The following is a 19794-nucleotide window of genomic DNA, read 5'->3' on the forward strand; positions in this document are numbered from 1 at the left end:
TCACTTTTCGCTCGGGTGTTCCAGCAGCCACGCGGCCAGAGCAATGACCAGTCCCCAGGCCATGAACAGGTAAAGCGCAAGCCGGGAGATACCTGTTTCGGAGGGGCTGTCGAAGAGCAGCACCATCGGTGGAGTGAACAGCACCACCGCCAGCACCACCAGGGCGATCAGCCGCTCCTTGCCACGTGAGGATCTCATGATGCAAAGGCATCCTGCTTGTCGAGTGCGCTGGCTTGCAGTGCCAGAGCCTGCTCGAGGGTCTCGATGCCACGAGCTTCGAGCCTTGGCAACAGCGAGAGCCACAATTCAGCGGTCACTCGTGCATCGCCCAGGGCGGTGTGGCGGGTACCCGGCGGGAAGGTCAGGCCATAGCGGTCGGCCAGAGTGTCGAGGTCGTGGCCATCGAGGCTTGCATCCAGCGCGCGCGAGATCAGCAGGGTATCGAGCACCGGCATGTTGAGGGTCACATTGACCCCCGGGGGCTGCAGCGCCAGCAGGTCGAAGGCGGCATTGTGGGCCAGTATCACCGCGTCGCCGATATAATCGCAAAAACGCGGTAGCGCCACCGCCAGGGGTGGGGCGCCGGCCACGTCGTCGTCGGTAAGCCCGTGAATGGCGGTGCTCGCGGGCGGGATGGGGCGAGCGGGGTCGACGAACATGTCGAAGGTTTCACTGGCAAGCAAGCGTGCATTGACGATACGACAGGCCCCGATGCTGATGACGGTGTCGCCGCGGCGAAGTTCAAGGCCGGTGGTTTCGGTATCGAAGGCCACTACCTCGAGGGCGCGTAGTGGGCAAGCAGCAAGGTGCGCATCGGGTGCCGGCAGCTCGGCAATGCCGAAGTCATGAAACTCGGGCCGTGGTGGGGTGCGCGGTTGGGGCGCACCGACACGCTGGGTGGCGGGCAGCGGCAGGCGCAAGCGTGCCCGCTGGCCATCCGGGTCGGCAAGGCTCCAAAGCTCACTGGCATGTTGACGCAGTACATCGACGAGTCGGGGTGCCAGGGGCAAATCCTGCAGGGATAGCTGCTGCCACTCGGCGAGTTGCCGTTCACTCACCGGCTTGCCTGTCCAGATCAGGTCCAGATAGACGCGCTTGTTGCCCAGGCATAACTCGCCTTCGAGCATTGCCTGCCCAGTGTGCTCACCGAGCCGTTCGAGCAGGGCGGCAAGCAGGCTGATCAGCGCGATGGCGTCGCCCTTGAACCAGGCGGGCATACCGACCGGCTGTACCCGGCAGGCCGTGTCGCCGGTGCGCTCATCGAGGGCTGCCCAAAGGTCGTTGGACCATAACGGAACCAGGCGCTCGCCTTCGTGCTGCATCAGCTCCAGCAGCGTACCGAGTCGTTCGATCGAGAGCCCCAGGGCATGGCTCTCATCGCCGACCACCTGTTCCAGACGCTTGCGCATGGCCGCGCTATCACCCGTGTAGGAAAGTGATGTCAGCGCATCCGTGGCGGTGGTCAGGCTTGCCGTATGGCGTCGCAGCTCCGGCAAGGTATCCAGCAGCTTGGCCCTTGCCCCGAGTTCGCTCGTCCAGGCGGCGGTGGTGTCGGTCAAGGTCAGCAGCGTTTCGCCATCGCTTGCGGGAACGCGGCGCAGCATGACGCGCAACCAGCGGTGATCGCTTGGCACCAGCACCTCGCGTGGGCTGCCATCGGCGGGCAGATGAGCCAGTACATCACGCAGGCTGGCGGCCGGCAGCAGGGTTTCCAGGCGTTTGCCGAGACCAAATCCTGGCTGGGTATCGAACAGGGTCTCGGCGGCCTGGTTGTAGAGCAGCAGACGGCGGTGGTGATCACACAGCAGAAGCGGAGTGTCGAGAACCTGCAGCAAGGCCTCGAGTTCCTGGCGGATGCGTGCGGCACTGCGAGCGCCCTCGGCATGGGCCGTGGCAAGCGCGCCGCGGTCACATCGCCAGGCGTCGCGAATGGTCACCAGGTCTGGACCGAGTCCTCGCAACCAACCTTCGGGAGGGTAATCCTCGCGCGCATCTGGGTTGGCCACCATGCGGGCAAGCTGTACCTGCAGGTGGCGAAGTGGGGAGAATAGCTGCCGTTCCAGGAGCAGGCCGACCAGAAAGATCGTCGTGCCTCCCGACAAGCATCCCAGCCACAGCATCAGGCGCGCCAGGCCTTCTGGTGCAAGCTGGCTATCAAGCCATGCGGCGAAGACCGCACCACCGAACAAGCTGATGCCGCTGAGCAACAGCCACAGGCCGATCAGCCGCTGGCGGCGAGGTAATCCGGTGCGTCGTGGCGCCATCAGCCGGCCTCATCGAGCAGTGACTTGACCTTGCCGACCAGGGCCTGGGTCGAAAAGGGCTTGGTGATGTAGTCATCGGCGCCAAGCGCCATACCTTTCTCGCGCTCGACCTCCCGGCCGTGGGCGGTGAGCATGATGATTGGCAAACGTGAATGGGCGGGATCGCTTCTCAGGCGTTCCAGCACGTCAAAACCGCTGATGCCGGGCAGGCTGATGTCCAGCAGCACCAGGTCTGGAGCGCCTTCGGAAACGCGTGCCAGTGCCGATTCGCCATCCTCGGCGGTGACCACGTCGAAGCCAGCCTGCTGCATCAGAAATTCCAGGGAGAGAACGATGTTGGGTTCATCGTCCACTACCAGTACCTTGGCCATGGTGGTGCTCCCTTCTGCGATGGCGTGTCCGTTGATTGCAGTCTAGTGGCGCGATGAGCAGAGATGAAAGACGACCTTGGCAGGATGGTGATAGGGTATTTCCCCCAAACCTATCGACACGGAGCGCTCGATGATCAAGGTCCATCATCTGGAAAATTCCCGCTCGCAGCGTGTGGTCTGGTTACTCGAGGAGCTGGGTGTCGAGTATCAGATCGTCACCTACCGCCGCGATCCCAAGACACTCCTGGCCCCGGCGTCACTCAAGCGGGTGCACCCACTGGGGAAGTCGCCGGTGATCACCGATGAGGCCCATGATGGACGGGTAATCGCCGAATCCGGTGCCATTATCGAGTATCTTGTCGAACGTTTCGACGACGGTAGCCTCAGGCCGCCATCGGGCAGCGACGAATCGCTGCGCTATCGTTTCTGGCTACACCATGCCGAAGGCTCGGCAATGCCGCCGCTGGTGATGGGCCTGGTATTCTCGATGCTCGGCAAGCCGCCGGTACCAGCACTGATCCGTCCGGTCGGCAAGCTGTTGGGGAAGGGCGTGCAACAGAAGTTTCTCGATCCGCAGATCAAGGATTTGCTGGCTTTTTGGGAGACCGAACTGGAGCGCTCGACATGGTTTGCCGGTGATGCCTTCAGTGGCGCTGATATCCAGATGAGCTTTCCGGTCCTTGCGATTGCCGGAAGCGGCGGGCTAGAGGGGTATCCACGCCTTGCGGCGTTTCTGTCCAGTTGCCGCGCCCGCGATGCTTACCAGCGCGCGGTGGAGAAGGCCGGTGAGTTTTCGTTGTGATCTCGGGCCCGGCCATGGCCGACAGCCAGATCAGGCGATATCGACCTTCTCCTTGAATTCGCACAGATCCTCGATGACGCAACTGCCACAGCGTGGCTTGCGCGCCACGCAGGTGTAGCGGCCGTGGAGGATCAGCCAGTGATGGGCATCCTTGCGAAATTCGCGTGGCACGTGGCGCATCAGCTTGCGCTCCACTTCCACCACATCCTTGCCGGGTGCGATGCCGGTGCGGTTGGAGACTCGGAAGATATGCGTGTCCACGGCGATGGTCGGTTGGCCAAAGGCGGTATTCAGGATCACGTTGGCGGTCTTGCGGCCGACGCCAGGCAGTGACTCCAGTGCGGAGCGTGTTGCCGGCACCTCGCCGCCGTGCTGATTCACTAGCAGATGGCAGGTCTTCATCAGGTTCTGGGCCTTGGTGTTGTAGAGGCCGATGGTCTTGATGTGGTCCTTGAGGCCGTCGATGCCGAGCTCGATGATGCCTTGTGGGGTGTTGGCGACCGGGAACAACCGGGCGGTGGCCTTGTTGACACCGACATCGGTGGCCTGGGCGGAGAGTAGCACCGCCGCGAGCAGCTCGAAGGGCGTCGTCCAGTGCAGTTCGGTGGTCGGTTCCGGCGTATGCTCGCGCAGGCGGGCAAATATCTCGAAGCGTTTCTGGGCATTCATTGCAGTACCTCGCAGGCCTGTCGCCGGTTCAGCCCCGAGCGGTGAGTCGGAAAGGTCGTATCAGGTTATTCTTGCGTGCCTGATGACTCCAGCGTCCGCTTGGCTTCGGCCAGCAGTTGCTCGGCCTGGTCGATTTGCCGCTGGGCGTTGTCAATGGCGGTGTCATCCTGAACGCGTTGCCCATGGGCGAGCTGGGCACGGGCACGTTTCAGCGCCTGCTCGGCGGCCTTGACGGCCATCCGGCGCTGGCGCAGCCGATGGTCTTGTCCGGAATCGCCGCCTGGCTGGCTCGAGCGCTGGCGGATCATCCGGCGCTGGCGCTCGCGCCGCTTTTCACGTGCCTGGTGCTCCAGCCGCTGTTGGCGGGCCTGGAAACGCTTGCGCCCCAGCGCGGCTCGCCTGGCGAGATAGGCGTCGCGCTCGGTGTCGCTGTCGGCGGCCTGCCAGCCTGGATGGGGTAGCAAGTCGATGCAGTCGACAGGGCAGGGCGCGACGCATAACTCACAGCCGGTGCACTCGTCGACGATGACCGTGTGCATCTGCTTGGCGGCACCGAGGATGGCATCCACCGGGCACGCCTGAATGCACTTGGTACAGCCGATGCACTCGGCCTCGCGAATGCTTGCCACCAGCGGTGGTTGCGCCGGTTCGGCCAGCGGCAGCGGCGGCTGGCCGGTGAGTTCGGCCAGCCGCTCCACGGTGCTTTGCCCACCGGGTGGGCAGAGGTTGATCGCCTCACCCACGGCGATGGCCTCGGCATAGGGCATGCAGCCGGGGTGGCCACATTTGCCGCACTGGGTCTGCGGCAATTCAGCATCGATCGCTGCGATCAACGTCGGCTTGTCAGCGTGCGTCAGGGCCATGGGGTAGGCTCAGGTCACCCGTTGGCCGGGCTCGGCGCCGGCATCCGGCGACAGCAGGTAGATGCCCTCGTCGTTGGCCGAGGCCAGTACCATGCCCTCCGACACGCCGAAGCGCATCTTGCGTGGTGCCAGGTTGGCGACCATCACTGTCAGCCTCCCTTCCAGCGCTTCCGGTGCGTAGGCGGCCCGGATGCCCGAGAACACTGTGCGGGTTTCACCGCCCAGGTCCAGCGTCAGCTTGAGGAGTTTGTCGGCGCCTTCGACATAGTCGGCCTTGGCGATACGAGCAATGCGCAGGTCGACCTTGATGAAATCATCAAAGGCGATTTCATCGGCGATGGGGGCATCGGCCAATGGCCCCTTGGGGGCATCCTTGAGTTTCTGTTCTTCCACCAGATCCTCCTTCGATGCCTCGATCATGGCATCGATACGGTCGCTCTCGATTCGTGTCATCAGTGGCTTGAACTTGGCGATCTCATGGCCCAGCAAGATATCGTGGCGGCTTTCCCAGTCGAGGCTCTGCAGTTTCATGAACTCGCGCGCGCCTTCGGCCATGGCCGGTACCACGGGTGCCAGGTAGACCATCAGTTGGCGAAACAGGTTGATACCCACCGAGCAGATGTCGAGCACTTGCTGTTCCTGGCCTTCCTGCTTGGCGAGTACCCAGGGCTCCTGCTCGGCGATGTAGGTATTGGCCTGGTCGGCCAGCTCCATCACCAGGCGCATGGCACGCCCGAACTCACGGGCTTCATACTGCTCGGCGATCTCGTCGCCGGCGGCGATGAAGTGGGCGACGAGTTCGGGCTCGGTACAGTGTGCGGAGAGCTTGCCACCGCCAAGCTTCTTGACGAATCCGGCGCAGCGGCTGGCGATGTTGACCACCTTGCCCACCAGGTCGGAATTGACCCGCGCCGAGAAGTCGTCGAGGTTGAGGTCGAGATCGTCGACCCGCGAGGTCAGCTTGGCGGCGAAGTAATAACGCAGGTACTCCGGGTTGAGATAGTTCGCATAGGTCGCGGCCTTGATGAAGGTGCCCCGCGACTTGGACATCTTCGCCCCGTTGACGGTGACGAAGCCGTGGCAGTTGACGGCAGTCGGCGTGCGGAATTCGGCGCCCTCGAGCATTGCCGGCCAGAACAGCGCGTGGAAGTAGACGATGTCCTTGCCAATGAAGTGGTAGACCTCGGCGTCGGAGTCGGCTCTCCAGTAGGCATCGAAATCGATCCCCTCGCGCTCGCAGAGATTCTTGAAGCTGGCCAGGTAGCCGATGGGGGCATCCAGCCACACGTAGAAGTACTTGCCCGGGGCATCGGGAATCTCGAAGCCGAAGTAGGGTGCATCACGGGAGATGTCCCACTCGTTGAGTCCGGATTCGAACCACTCCTGAAGCTTGTTGCTGATCTGGCTCTGAACGTGGCCACCCCGCGTCCACTGCTTGAGGAAATCGGCGAAGTCCGGAAGTTTGAAAAAGAAGTGGGTAGAACTTCTGACTTCGGGGGTGGCGCCGGAAATCGCCGACACCGGGTCGATCAGTTCGGCCGGGGTGTAGGTAGCGCCGCAGGCTTCGCAGTTGTCGCCATACTGGTCGGCGGTTCGGCACTTGGGGCAGGTACCCTTGATGAAGCGGTCGGCGAGAAACAGCCCCTTCACGGGGTCATACATCTGCTCGATGTCGCGGGTGGCGATATGGCCCTTGTCGCGCAGGCGCGTGTAGATCAGCTCGCTGAAGTAGCGATTTTCCTCGGAGTGGGTCGAGTGGTAGTTGTCGAAGGCCACGCCAAAGGTGGCGAAATCCGCCTGGTGCTCACGCGACACACGTTCGATCAGCGCCTCGGAGCTGATGCCTTCCTGCTCTGCGCGCAACATGATCGCGGTGCCATGGGCATCGTCGGCGCATACGTAGTAGCACTGATGGCCGCGGCTTTTCTGGAAGCGCACCCAGATGTCGGTCTGGATGTACTCCAGCAGGTGGCCGAGGTGGATCGAGCCGTTGGCGTAGGGCAGGGCGCTGGTGACCAGGATCTGGCGCGGATGGCGTGCGGTATTCGACATGTCGGCTGTGGAAATCCCAAGAAAATCAGACTCCCGATTGTAGCCGTCTTGGGCCGGCCCTGCACCCGATCCCGTAACGATTGGCGTGGGTGTGCGACTGCGCTAGAATTGGTCACTCTTTCGGTGGCGTCAATAGGAATGACGGCGCCGATGAGACTCAACGCCTACCCAGTGACGCATCATCCATCATATGCCCCCGCCTGTTCATGCAAGGATGTTTCCATGCGTACACGATATCTACTGCCGATCCTGTTGGCCGCCGCCGTGCTCTCCGGTTGTGCCAGCAATGCCATCTCGCCGAGTTACACCAGCAGCAACCCCGATATCATGCGGATCAGTGAGAACCGCCCCGGCAATCCGGAAAAGCGCATCGAGAACCTGGGTTCCTACTGTGTAGAGATCACCGAGACCTGGAACGATCACGGCACCACTCCCGATGGCCAGACCCTGTGGGCCAAGGACTCGGCGCGAGCCGTCGTTCGTTGCGAGTGAGAGGATCCATCGCCCCCGCTGTTCGGCGGGGGCATTTACTTCAAGTGTTGCAGCGCGGTTTCATGAGGTGCCGCCGGCCGCTGTGGAGTCGGCCATCAGCATGCCAGGACTTGCTGGCGGGAGGCAGTGGGTTCTGCCTCCTGGGGTGAGGAATGGCATCAGGATCGGCGCCATGCCTTTGAGGACTTGCACCGGCAGGGCTGAGGTGAAGTCGAAATGATCGGCCTCGCTGCCCGGAACGAAAGCCGTCAGGGTGCCGAAGTGGTCCTCTCCAAGATGAAAGACGAAGGTGGCGGTGCGGTTTCGTGCCTGTGAATCGATCACCTGGCCACTGCGCGTGACGGTTTCGAAGCGGTTGTCGCCGGTGCCGGTCTTGCCGCCAACCGCCAGCAGCGTGCCGTCCTTACCCTGGAAACTCCCCTTTAGCCGGCGTGCCGTTCCTCCTTCGACCACTTGTCCCAGGTGGTGACGCAGCACGCTTGCGACCTCGGAGGGCATGACCCTCACTGCTTGCGAGTTGTCGGCAACGAAGCGTGTCTCATAGGGTGTATCGGTGGCGAAGTGCAGGTCGTCGATACGCAGGGTCGGCAATCGAATGCCGTCATTGAGGATGATGCCCATGAGCTCGGCCAGCGCCGCAGGACGGTCGCCGGAGCTACCGAGGGCGGTGGCGAGCGACGGCACCAACTGATCGAACGGATAGCCCAGGCGTACCCAGCGCCGGTGGATGTCCATGAAGGCTTCGACTTCCAGCATGGTACGGATTCTTGTATCCCGGGCATTGCGGTGACGCGTGTTGAACAACCAGCCATAGACTTCCTGGCGTTGCTCTTGGCTTGCCGCCTCGGCATCCCGGTAGGTAGCCTCTGGCGCATCTAGCAGATAGCCCACCAGCCATAGCTCCAGGGGGTGCACACGAGCGATATATCCCTGGTCTGTGAGCGTATGGCGCTCAGGGGCATACTGCTCGTAAAGTGTCGCCAGCCTATCACTGCCGACCGGTGTGCCGGGCAGGTGAGCCTTCATCAGGTTGGCGAATTCGTCGATAGTCGCCTCCGGATAAAGGTAACGAATCACCGTGGCGAGGCGTGAGTCGGTGAGCTGCAAGGTAGAAACAAGAGTGGCGAGTCTTGCGGCACTGTCCTGCTGCTGATATTTGCGCCAGAAACGTTGCAGGAACACGCGTCCTTCACGATCGGCAAAACTTGCCAGATAATCCTGACGGCGCGGATCGCCGTCGTCCTCGAGCAACTGACGGCGGTTCTCGTCCTGATGGATGCTGTAGTTCACGAGGTCTCGCAATAGGCGTACGAAGGGCAGGTTCAGCGATTCACGCATTGCCTCCTCGAGGGTCGGGTGTCGGCCATTGTCCTGGCGACGAAAATTGCTGAATGTGTGTCGTCCTCCCCCGGTAAAGAATGCCTCACTGGGGCTTGCCGAGTAACGACGCTGCATGGCGGTGTCAAGCAGGTCGGAAAGCGTCATGCTCGGGTTTGCCATGAGGCTCTCCAGTACCCAACGACTCAGGTGGTCCTGACGATCCACCGGGATCTCCCGCAGCGTGGCGGCAGGCTTGCCGGAGTGACGCGCATGGAGTTCGGCGACCACCTCCAGATAGTTGGCAAGCACTCTCAACTTGGCGGTCGACCCCAGTTCAAGCTTGCTGCCGGCGTTGATGTCGAAGGGCTGCTCGCCGTTATCGGTTTGAACCCGGACTCTGAAACCATCTTCGCTACGCTCCAGCAACGTAAAACTGTAGTGCACCTTCTCGGTCGTTTCAGGCCACAAGAGTCGATCGCCGACCAGGCCGATATCGGTCGCGAACTGTGGGTCAGCAAGTTGCTTCAAGTACATGCTGACCTGTCGTTGCAGGTCGCTGTTGAGCGTGGTGCTTGCCGTGAGATCGAGTCGGTCAAGCTCATGCAATGATGTACCAAGGAGATTGGCGAGACGCAGGCGTGCGACTTGCAGTCCCTTCTCGCTGCCTACGCGGTGGCGAATCGGATGGGTCTGGTGATCGCGAAAGACCAGGCGTTGATCGAGAGCGGCATCACGCAGGTCCGTGGTCAATATCTGTGCGTGGGTAAGCAGTCTGAGATAGCTGTCAGTGAGGCGTTCCAGTGAATCTCGGCCCGTGTTCAGGTACCAGGAAGGGCGTCGCTGGGCAATCATCAAGGCGACGGCCTGGCGCACGGCAAGTCCCTGAAGGGCATGCTGGTCCGGGGCATTGAAGCCGGGGACGAGAAGTCGATTGAACTGATCGAAGTCGGCGTTGAACCATGCCCAAAGCCCATCACCCAGCCCATGTACCTCACCGTGCCCCTTCACTGCGGAGAGTGGAACGCTGTTGAGGTAGTCCAGGGCCACATCCTGGCGGGCGGTGAGGGTCTGGGGACCATGCCGATACCCCCGCACACTGGCCGATATCATCTGGCGAAGTTTTTCCATTGGGGTGGCGGTCAACCCATGGGGCGAGTGCCGATATTTCTCTATCTGGGTCGCCAGCGTGCTGCCTCCGGCGGATTGTCCGGGAATGTCCAGAGCCTGGCCGATCTGGGAAACCGCGGCTTTGGCAAAGCGCGGCCAATCCACCGCCGGGTTGGCGTTCGGCGCATCGGTGTCGAGCAATTCACGGTTCTCGATGAACAACAGGATCTCGAGAATCAACGGCGGAACGGCATCGAAATGCGGGTATTGATGAGCAGGCTGGCGAAGTTGGTAGAGCATCTGTCCGCGACACTCTTCGAGTGTCAGCCCGGCCTGTGTCTTTTCACGAAAAGGAGGGAAGAGGCCGTAGCCGGTGTACTCCATCAACGCGGGGGAGAAGCGCGCCTGTCTCTCGACGATGAAACCGTTGGACGTCAGCCGACTGTCAAACTCGGGCAGGCGGGTATAGCCGAACCGAGTATCGAAAGGGCCGTGCTGTGGATGGCGAATCAGGTCGCTGACACCGGGTGACACGGAGTAAGTCAAGGCCCGGGCATATCGTGACAGCTCCTGGGACTGGAGGCGTGAAGTGCGGGCCTCGGCAACCAGTAGTGTGGCAAGTGACGCTGTGAGCAGCAGGCCGACAAGGATCAGCCATGGCGTCAGGCGTCGCGGCTTGTGGGGAGTGGGCATCATCCACGACGGTTCAACGACCAGCGGTGAGCGGATGTGCCCTGCTTGAAATGTATTCGCCGAGGTTGAGCGCCGACCAGGCGAGCGTGTTTGCTTGCCCATGACCATCCCTCACTGCTTGCGCTTCAGTTACAGAAGTTTTCTTTCTGTAGCATAGAACGAAGATGGCAATGATGAGGGGAAAAGTGATGGGAAAATCAGTAAAGCGCCTGCTCCTCGTCGACCACTTCCTTGAGCAGCTCCAGAAACAGCCTGTCGGCTTCCGAGTGCTCTTCGGGATCCTCGGGGATGTGCACGCTGGTGGTGTCCGATATTTCGTTGGCGATTCGCGCCATCACCTGACGATTGCTGCCTTCGGGTAGGTGCTTTCGAGCTACCTCCAGGGATTGTTCGAGGATCCTTGGATCCTGCAGGAGCTTCTTGATGAACCCGCGCAGTTCGTTGATGACCCGGGTTTTCTGAATTTCGGATGAGGACATGGCGATCTCCTGTGTTGGTGCAGCCGTGCCATTGATGTCATGACCATAGCATGTTTGGCAGGCACCAGTGAGGGGGCGGTTACGCATTGATTACGCTTTGTAAGCATATGCCTACGACAAGAGTCCAGGATGTCTTAGGTGGCATCTGTTGATATTTCTGGACATTATGCAAAGATGAGTTACGCTACTTTACAAACATTGCGGCCCTAAGCAGAAGTTATGGCAAGCCTCCCTGAGTCAACATGACGATTCCCAGCCATGGGAATCCGCCAAGGTAGACTGGGGACTCAACGGCGACGCCACCCAAATAGACCAATAATTCGGTGCCGCTGAACAGCATGCCAGGATCCCATTTCATTAAGGATCGGCTGGGTCAAGCAAAGGGACATCATCATGAAACTCATCAGCATGTTTAATCGCCAGGTAGCAGGAGCCGCCACTGTCACTTCGGCACTCGCGCTGTTGCCGCTTTCCGCCGCCGTGGCCCAATCGTTGCCTCCTGGCCTGTCTAGTCCGGGAACCAGTGATCTCACTCAGGTCGTGCAACAGGCGCTGGCAACCAATCCGGAAGTACACGCGGCCTGGAATGGCCTGCGTGCCGCGGGTAACGATGTCGGCGTAGCGCGCGGCAATTACCTGCCAAGCATCGATGCCTCGGCGGGCATCGGGGTCGAGGACCGTGAATTCGATACCGTGGGCAGTTACGAGACGAGCTTCTATGAGCTGTCACTGACCCAGATGATCTATGACGGCTTCGCTACCCGCAATGAAGTCGAGCGATTGGATCGTGCCAAGCTGGTTCGCTACTACGAGCTGCTGGGAGCGAGCGAGAACGTGGCGCTGGAGGCGGCACGGGCTTACCTGGACGTCAGTCGTTACCGAGAGTTGGTCAGGCTCGCCCAGGACAATTATGCGCAGCATCAGCGAGTGTACGACCAGATCGAGGAAAGGGTCCGCTCTGGTGCCGGCCGTGGCGTGGATCTCGAGCAGATCAGCGGTCGCCTGGCTCTGGCCGAGTCCAACTTGATGACCGAAGCCGCCAATCTCCATGATGTCACGGCACGCTACCTGCGTATCGTCGGCGAGCTCCCAACCGAGACCTTGGCAGCCGCACCACAACTCGATAATCGCTTGCCTGCCTCGGTGTCCGAGGCGATAGATCTGGCCTTCCAGGGCAACCCCGAGTTTCATGCAGCCATCGAGAATATCGAGTCCAGTCGTGCTGAGCAGCAGGGCACGCGGGCCGCATTTCAACCTCGCCTGGACCTGCGTGGCCGAACCGGCAATTACCGCAATGAATCCGGCTTCGATGGCGTCGGGCGTCGTGACCGTCACCGCCTCGAGCTGGTGGCCAGCATGAATCTCTACCGCGGCGGTAGTGATCTGGCATCATTCAGAGCCGCCAGTGATCGTGTGGAACAGGCAGTCAATCAGCGGGAAGTGGCGTGCAACAATGTCCGTCAGACCACCCAGATCGCCTACAACGATACCCGCCGCCTGCGTGAACAACTCGATTACCTCAATCAGCATCGTCAGTCCATCGACAGAGTGCGCGGCGCCTACCAGCAGCAGTTCGATATCGGTGAGAGGACGCTGCTCGATGTGCTGGACAGCGAGAACGAATTCTTCGAGGCCAGTCGTGCCTTCGTGAACGCCGAGTACGACGTGGCACTGGCCGATGCGCGAACGCTTGCCGCCATGGGCCAGTTGATGCAGACCCTGGATGTCGTGGGTGATGACATGCCGACCCTCTCTGAAATGGGCTCGGATGGTGTCGACCTGGATCCCGATTCAATCTGCCCCACGGAAGGGCCGATGGGTTACACCCTGGCGGACTTTACCGGGGGTGACGCACCAGCGCCGACTCGTGCGCCTGATATCACGATGTCCGCTGATGCGCTGTTTGCCATCAATAGCGCTGAACTCAGCGCCGAGGCGCGGGGCGAACTCACCGAGCTTGCCAGCCAGATCCGCGGGCGTAACGATCTCGTGCGTATCTTCATTGCCGGGCATGCCGACACCACAGGCAATGACGCCATCAATGATCCGCTGTCTCAGGATCGAGCCGATAGCGTCGCCAGTCACCTGGTCAGCCAAGGGGTAAGGAGAGAGTTGATCCAGACGGAGGGATATGGCTCCCGCGAGCCAGTCGCCACCAATGATACCGTAGAAGGGCGACGCCAGAATCGTCGGGTCGAAGTGACGCTGGAGCGCGAGGACGAGCGCCTGGACATGACCTCCGCCCCAGTGAAGAGACAACCGACACGTCAATTCAGCGATAACGATGCGCTATCGAGTGCCTGGGAAACGCAGCCTGCGCCAAGTGCTTTCAGCGTCTACTCGGAAATTTCCACGGTGCCAACGGAGCTGGCTTCATCGAGTAGCGACATCGCCGGTCGGGGGTGACGCCCGTCTCCGGCGGTCATGCTGCCGCCGGATCAACGTCACCTCCCCGATTCGACTTTCATTCGAGTGGCTCCGTCAGGTTTACCTGCGGAGCCACGCGCCAGTTGAGAGGTAACTGTGTCGCGCAGAGAACCCTTGGATCCACCTGGGGCTTCGCGCCCCGCCATTCGTGATGAACTTCTCGAATGCCTGCAGGCCATTGCCAAGCTCCATGATCACACCACCACCGCGGAAGCCTTGACTGCGGGACTCCCCCTGGAAGATGGATGCCTGACGCCTGGTGTATTCCCACGTGCTGCCAGCCGTGCCGGCATGACCGCACGTATTGTCAAGAGTCGGCTGGTCCAGCTCAATCCAGCATTGTTTCCGGTGGTCTTGTTGCTCGAGCCTGGGCGTGCATGTGTCCTGGTCGCCCTGGATCTTAAGTCCCGATCTGCCCAGGTGATCTTCCCTGAGCTGGGAGATGCCACAAGCGAGATCAGTCTGGATGGCCTGGAAGACGGTTACAGCGGGCAAGCCATTTACGTACGTCCACGTTTTCATTTCGATGACCGTGGGCCTGAAGTCAAGAAGCAGCGTTCTCGCCATTGGTTCTGGGGGGTGATCCGCGAAAACCGCAAGCTGTACCGCGATGTGATCGCCGGATCCGTGATCATCAACCTGTTCGCCGTGGCGATGCCGTTGTTCGTGCTCAATGTCTATGACCGGGTGGTGCCCAACCACGCCACCGAGACCCTCTGGGTGCTGGCCGTCGGTATCTTTCTTGTGCTGTGTTTCGACCTGGCACTGCGCTTGATGCGCAACGCCTTCGTCGATCTTGCGGCAAGCCGTGCCGACGTCAAGCTCTCCTCGTCGATCATGTCGCGGGTGCTGGGTATGCGGATGCATGCCAAGCCAGCGTCGACCGGCTCTTTTGCCGCTACGTTGCAGTCGTTCGAAGCGGTGCGAGGATTCATTGGCTCGGCGACGATCGTCGGGCTCGTCGACCTGCCTTTCGTATTGATGTTCATGGCTATCATCGCCCTGATCGGCCCCCCATTGGTGATTCCGGTGATCGTGGGCGTGGTCTTCGTCTTACTCTACGCACTGGCTGCGCAAGGCAAATTGCACGAGCTATCCGAAACCACCTGGCGGGTGAGCGCGCAGCGAAACGCGACGCTTGTCGAATCGGTATCGCAGCTGGAAACCGTCAAGACATTGCGTGCCGAGAGCCGTATCCAGCATCTCTGGGAGAAGGCATCGGCCTTTCTGTCACGCACGTCGGCGCAGCTGCGATTGGTCAGTTCCTCAGTCTCCAGCGTGGCGCTTTGGGCGCAGCACAGCGTGGCGGTTTGCGTGATCCTGGTCGGTGTCTACCTGATCATCGAAGGTGATCTGACCCAAGGTGGCCTGATTGCCGCCTACCTGCTTTCTTCACGCGCCATGGCACCTGTCAGCCAGGCGGCGGCATTGCTGGCCCAGTACCATCAGTCCTCGACTGCTCTGCAATCGCTCAACGAGGTGATGGCGAAGCCAGTGGAGCGCGCTGAGGGAACTTCCTTCGTCAGCCGGCCGGTGGTTCGAGGCGACATCCAGTTCAACAAGGTCTCGTTTCGTTATTCCGAGCAGGATCAGGAAGCACTGCGGGATATGTCCTTCACTATCACGCCGGGCGAGAAAGTCGCGTTACTTGGGCGTATCGGGTGTGGCAAGACCACCATCAACAAGCTGGTGCTGGGACTCTACCAACCGACGGCAGGTGCGGTATCGATCGATGGTGTCGATATCCGTCAGTTCGACCCTATCCAGTTGAGGCGCCACATCGGTTACGTGCCGCAGGATGTCAGCCTGTTTTACGGCACGTTGCGCGACAACATCGTGGCTGGTGGCGGTAGTGATGGGGTGAGTGACGAAGCTCTGCTTCGCGCCATTGAACTGAGCGGGCTCGACAGGCTGGTCAACGCCCATCCTCAGGGGGTCGAGCTGCAGGTGGGCGAGCGCGGTCAGGCGCTATCGGGTGGCCAGCGTCAAGGGGTGGCAATTGCCAGGGCGTTAGTCGGTGACCCTCAGATACTCCTGCTCGATGAGCCTTCAAGTGCCATGGATCATGCCAGTGAGGAATCCTTCAAGACACAGCTCAAGCAGTATGCCCAGAGCAAGACCATGGTGGTCGTGACCCACCGGACGTCGCTGCTTTCGCTGGTGGACAGAATCATCGTCATCGATGCCGGAAAGATCGTGGCAGATGGTCCGCGTGACAAGGTGGTGGAAGCGCTGCGCAAGGGCCAGATCGGGAGGGCGGGATAATGGCCAAGGCAGCAACGAAAACGGCCGAACAACAGGGTTTCGAGGCCATTGGGCGTTTCTCGGAAGTGGGGCGCAAGCCGTTCCGACCATTCATGGATCGGCTGTTCGCACGCCGTGTGAGTTCGGCCCATCTCGATCGTGATTGGGCAAACGATGCCGATTGGGCTCGCATGCAACAAGCCCCGATTCGCGCGCGTACCTTCCTTTATGTCGTGGTACTGGCGGTAGCGGGATTGATTACCTGGGCGTACTTTGCTCCGATCGACGAGGTTACTCGGGGCTCTGGGCGCGTTATCCCGTCGAGCCAACTGCAGAAAGTACAGTCCTTCGATGGTGGTGTTGTTCAGAACATCCAGGTGCGTGAGGGGCAACTCGTCGAGGCTGGCCAGGTGCTGATGAGCATCGACCCGACACGCTTCGTTTCCAATTTTCGCGAGAATCGCGCCCAGGCCCAGTCGCTTCGAGCCAAGGCCGAGCGCCTGCGTGCACTGGTGACGGAGACGCCATTCAATCCCGCGGAAGACTTGCGTACCAATGCGCCCGACATCGTCGCCCAGGAGCGTGAGGTGTACGAAAGTCGGCGCGAGGAGCTACGTCAGCAGGAAGGTATCCTCGAGGATCGCATCCGTCAGCGGGAAGAGGAGCTCAATGAAGCCATCGCGCGACGTGATACGGCTCAGCGTGAGGCCAACATGGCGAGCCAGGAGCTCAACCTCACCCGACCGCTGCTTTCCTCAGGGGCGGTCTCCGAAGTCGAAGTGTTGCGATTGCAGCGTGACGTGTCACGAGCGACGGGTGAGCGGAATCAGGCGGCGGCTGCCGTTGCCCGGCTCGAGTCGGCGGTGGAGGAAGCCAAAGCGCAACTGAGTGAGGTCGGCGTCGAGCGCCGCAGTGACTGGCGTAACGATCTTGCCCAGGTGTTGGGTGACCTCTCGGCTCTGGATGAATCCAGTGCCGGCCTGCAGGATCGGGTCAGACTCGCTGAACTGCGCTCTCCTGTCGATGGTGTCGTCCAGAGGCTCGCGATCAACACCCTGGGTGGGGTCGTGCAACCCGGCCAGGATGTCGTGGATATCATCCCGAGCGATGATCAACTGCTGGTGGAGGCAAGAATCGCCCCGCAGGACATTGCCTTCCTGCGCCCCGGGCAGCCGGCGACCATCAAGCTGACCGCCTATGACTTCGCGATCTACGGGGGGCTGCAGGCGGAAATCGACCATATCAGCGCCGATACGATCACTGATGACAATGACAACACCTTTTATCTGGTCCGTGTGCGCACGGTGGAAGGCGTCGAGCCCGATAGTGATATTTCGGTGATCCCCGGTATGACGGCGCAGGTCGATATTCTGACTGGCAAGCGTACCGTCATGCAGTTCCTGCTCAAGCCCGTGCTTAGGGCGTGGAATAACTCCATGGGAGAACGTTGATGAACAACGTCTTCATCAGCCACGGAAACGACGCAAAACCGCGCTGGCGAGAGGCCTTCGATCGAGCTCTGATCGTTCCCCCTGAAGCCGCCAGCCATCGAGTGAAGCCTGGTGATATCGCCTGGGTGATGGCGAACCTGGAGGATTGGCCCGTTTTGGTGAGCCGTCTACAGGCGAAGGGTGCGTCTCTTGTGGTGATGAGCTATGTGCCTACCTCACTCGAGGCGTTTCAGGCGCTAGACTCAGGAGCTCGTGGGTATGTCCACGCGTTGTCACCGTCTCAATTGCTGCGTGAGGTGGCCTTGGTGATCTCGCACCATGGCATCTGGATACCCACGGAGCTGATGGCTCGAGTAGTGGGAAGCACGTATCGCGCCCTCGGCGGGGAGGAGCGACTTCAGGATGACACTCTGGCGCTGCTGACCGAGCGTGAGCGAGCCGTTGCATTAGCCGTCGCAAAGGGACAAAGCAACAAGGAAGTAGCACGCTCCCTTGCGATCACCGAGCGGACTGTCAAGGCGCATCTTGGTGCGGTGTTTCGTAAGTTGGGCATTCGTGACCGCATGCAGTTGATTCTGCGTCTCTCCAATGCTCAGGAAGTCACAATCCCCTCGCAGTGATATAGCCAAGACACATTTGGTTACTGTACCACGGTCCAATGTTCACATTTGTCCATATTGGCTAGCTTGACGGTATTGCTCATCTATGGGTATGCCGGCCGGCATCGTGCTCCCTGGTATAGCCATTCTTCCAGATGTCACTGAACCTGGCTCACAGGTTTCACGAGGGACCATCCATGACCATCGCAACCGTCGTTTCCATTACCGGACAGGCCTGGGCAAGAGATGCCGAGGGCAATCTACGTGAACTGCGTGTAGGCAGCACTCTGGAAGAGGGCGAGACGCTGTTGACGGCGGATAACGCCACCGTTGAGCTCGAATTCGCTGATGGCTTGCCGCCAAGCGTGGTCGAAGGTGGACAAGTGGTCACCATGACCGCTGAACTTGACGCCGAGCAACCGGTGGAATCCGGCGAGTTCAGTGCATTGGACGAAGATCTGGACACGCTGTTGACGGCGCTCGAAGGTGAAGGCGACCTGCTGGATGTGCTCGACGCGACAGCGGCTGGTGCCGGTGGCGCTGGAGGTGGCGGCGAAGGAGGTGGGCATAGCTTCGTGATGCTGGGCCGCATCAGCGAGGCCACCAATCCTCAGGCTTACAGCTACGATGCAGGGAGCCTGTCGGGTGTCGGGGTTGGTGCATCCGAGGAGACCCAACTGCCAGAAGAGGATGCGCCTACTGCCACGGTAGAATTCGAGCTGTTCGAGGGTGTGGCCAACGTGAGCGGTGGCACCATCGTGGAAGGCAGTCCTTTCCAGCTCATCGCCACGGTCGACACACCGCCTGTTGGGAGCCCTCTGGTCATTTCTCTGTCCAATGGCCAGCAGATCATCATTCCCGTCGGTGAAACCACGGGAGAGGTTTTGGTCGAAACGCGTGTCGATGACCCCTATGTGCAAGGTTCAGAGGACATTCCCATCACCGTCGTAGGGACCGAAGGTGGTGACTATGAGGAGCTCATTGTTCTCGACATTCCGCCGATTACCGTTGTCGATGACGATGATGTCACAACAGTGGCCTTGGACGGTCCGCAAGATGTGCCCGAGCTGACCGAGATTACCCTCACGGCCAACGTCGACAATCCTCCGCAGACTGATCTGACTCTTGAACTCAGCAATGGCGAAGTCATCACCATCCTCGCCGGGCAGAGCAGCGGCTCGGTGACCTTCAATGCCCCCAACGTGCCCGATGGTGGCGGTGAGGTCAGCGTCACGATCGTCGGTGCCGAAGGCGGCAACTATGAAGCCCTCGATATATCTGGTGCCGAGCACACCACGGGTGTCATCGACCGTGTGCCAAGCGCGGGTGAAACCGCCAACGTACTCGACGATGCAGCGATACCGTCGGGTGACGCCATCGTCACCGGCACGCTTCCCTTGGGCTTCGGTGGCGATGGCGCCGGCGGCGTCGGCTTACAGGCGATGGACGGCCAAACCGCTACCCTTGGTACCGAATCCGTCAGCTATGCGTGGGATAACAGCACGAGTACCTTGCTTGCCACTGGTCCCCGCGGTGACCTGTTCAGTGTCGTTGTCGACCCCCAGACCGGTGGCTATACCGCCACGCTTCTCGACAATGTTCTGCATACGGAAGGCGCCGACGATGATGGATTGTCGCTTACGTTCACTGTTACCGATGCGGATGGCAGCAGCGTCAATGGTCAAGTCACCCTGAACTTCCTGGATGACGCCCCGACAGCGGCTGACGACACCATTACCCAAGCGGCCGAGAACGCCCCGGTGCTGGTCGACGTGCTGGCCAACGACGAGGTGGGCGCCGATGGCGTCGACCTGACCACCGGCGTGGCCGTGGTGGCGGGCAGCCTCACCGGCAGCGGCGATCTGGTCTACAACGACAACGGCACCTTCACCTACACCCCGGCGGCGGGGGAAGAGGGTGACGTCAGCTTCCAGTACACGCTCACCGATGGCGATGGCGAC

The 19794-nt window shown here is 60.9% G+C and carries 15 protein-coding genes; 7 read left to right on the top strand and 8 right to left on the bottom strand.

All coding sequences use genetic code 11. The features are described 5' to 3' along the window. Genes C6V82_RS17230 through C6V82_RS17240 form a run of 3 tightly spaced genes read right to left on the bottom strand, consistent with a single transcriptional unit; the run spans position 1 to position 2635 of the window. A complete protein-coding gene (locus tag C6V82_RS17230; protein WP_102588487.1) occupies positions 1-198 on the bottom strand; it encodes a hypothetical protein in 198 nt (65 codons plus the stop codon). Further along, positions 195-2264: a 3'-5' exonuclease gene (locus C6V82_RS17235; RefSeq protein WP_102588488.1), complete on the bottom strand. Its 2070-nt coding sequence runs from the start codon at positions 2262-2264 to the stop codon at positions 195-197. Before C6V82_RS17235 ends, C6V82_RS17230 begins: the two co-directional genes overlap by 4 nt. Next, on the bottom strand, positions 2264-2635 hold the full coding sequence (locus tag C6V82_RS17240; RefSeq protein WP_102588489.1) for a response regulator transcription factor: 372 nt from the start codon (positions 2633-2635) through the stop codon (positions 2264-2266). Before C6V82_RS17240 ends, C6V82_RS17235 begins: the two co-directional genes overlap by 1 nt. A 130-nt stretch (positions 2636-2765) precedes the next feature. Between C6V82_RS17240 and C6V82_RS17245 the strand changes: the two genes are divergently transcribed. Continuing rightward, the gene (locus C6V82_RS17245; protein WP_102588490.1) at positions 2766-3437 is read left to right on the top strand and encodes a glutathione S-transferase family protein; all 672 of its coding nucleotides are present in this window, start codon (positions 2766-2768) and stop codon (positions 3435-3437) included. Positions 3438-3467: 30 nt separating this feature from the next. Here the strand turns inward: C6V82_RS17245 and nth are convergent, their stop codons facing one another. The 3 genes from nth to metG form a co-directional block, all read right to left on the bottom strand. Beyond that, positions 3468-4106, bottom strand: coding sequence for an endonuclease III (nth, locus tag C6V82_RS17250; protein ID WP_102588491.1), 639 nt, complete (start codon positions 4104-4106; stop codon positions 3468-3470). 65 nt (positions 4107-4171) lie between these two features. Beyond that, positions 4172-4969: an RnfABCDGE type electron transport complex subunit B gene (locus C6V82_RS17255; protein ID WP_102588492.1), complete on the bottom strand. Its 798-nt coding sequence runs from the start codon at positions 4967-4969 to the stop codon at positions 4172-4174. Between the two features lie 9 nt (positions 4970-4978). After that, complete coding sequence (metG, locus tag C6V82_RS17260) at positions 4979-7021, bottom strand: methionine--tRNA ligase (RefSeq protein WP_102588493.1); 2043 nt, start codon at positions 7019-7021, stop codon at positions 4979-4981. A gap of 222 nt (positions 7022-7243) precedes the next feature. Between metG and C6V82_RS17265 the strand changes: the two genes are divergently transcribed. Continuing rightward, entirely contained in the window at positions 7244-7513 is a 270-nt protein-coding gene (locus C6V82_RS17265; protein WP_102588494.1) for a hypothetical protein, read from the top strand. Between the two features lie 60 nt (positions 7514-7573). On the opposite strand, the gene C6V82_RS17270 is transcribed toward C6V82_RS17265, so the two are convergent. Both C6V82_RS17270 and C6V82_RS17275 read right to left on the bottom strand, forming a co-directional pair. Then, on the bottom strand, positions 7574-10636 hold the full coding sequence (locus C6V82_RS17270; protein ID WP_102588495.1) for a transglycosylase domain-containing protein: 3063 nt from the start codon (positions 10634-10636) through the stop codon (positions 7574-7576). Between the two features lie 194 nt (positions 10637-10830). After that, positions 10831-11112 (bottom strand): hypothetical protein, encoded by a 282-nt coding sequence (locus C6V82_RS17275; protein ID WP_102588496.1) that lies wholly within the window; start codon positions 11110-11112, stop codon positions 10831-10833. A 393-nt stretch (positions 11113-11505) separates the two neighbouring features. Between C6V82_RS17275 and C6V82_RS17280 the strand changes: the two genes are divergently transcribed. The 5 genes from C6V82_RS17280 to C6V82_RS17300 all read left to right on the top strand — a co-directional run. Then, on the top strand, positions 11506-13518 hold the full coding sequence (locus C6V82_RS17280; RefSeq protein ID WP_102588497.1) for a TolC family outer membrane protein: 2013 nt from the start codon (positions 11506-11508) through the stop codon (positions 13516-13518). A gap of 135 nt (positions 13519-13653) precedes the next feature. After that, entirely contained in the window at positions 13654-15804 is a 2151-nt protein-coding gene (locus C6V82_RS17285; RefSeq protein ID WP_180978293.1) for a type I secretion system permease/ATPase, read from the top strand. Beyond that, the gene (locus C6V82_RS17290; protein WP_102588499.1) at positions 15804-17234 is read left to right on the top strand and encodes an HlyD family type I secretion periplasmic adaptor subunit; all 1431 of its coding nucleotides are present in this window, start codon (positions 15804-15806) and stop codon (positions 17232-17234) included. Before C6V82_RS17285 ends, C6V82_RS17290 begins: the two co-directional genes overlap by 1 nt. Then, positions 17234-17854 (top strand): LuxR family transcriptional regulator, encoded by a 621-nt coding sequence (locus C6V82_RS17295; RefSeq protein ID WP_102588500.1) that lies wholly within the window; start codon positions 17234-17236, stop codon positions 17852-17854. The genes C6V82_RS17290 and C6V82_RS17295 overlap by 1 nt, the downstream gene beginning before the upstream one ends. 176 nt (positions 17855-18030) lie before the next feature. Next, positions 18031-19794 (top strand): retention module-containing protein (locus tag C6V82_RS17300; protein WP_181247811.1); only part of this gene is annotated, 1764 nt, incomplete at its 3' end.

It is taken from the genome of Halomonas urumqiensis, from assembly GCF_003028575.1.
GTDB classification, from domain to species: domain Bacteria; phylum Pseudomonadota; class Gammaproteobacteria; order Pseudomonadales; family Halomonadaceae; genus Halomonas; species Halomonas urumqiensis.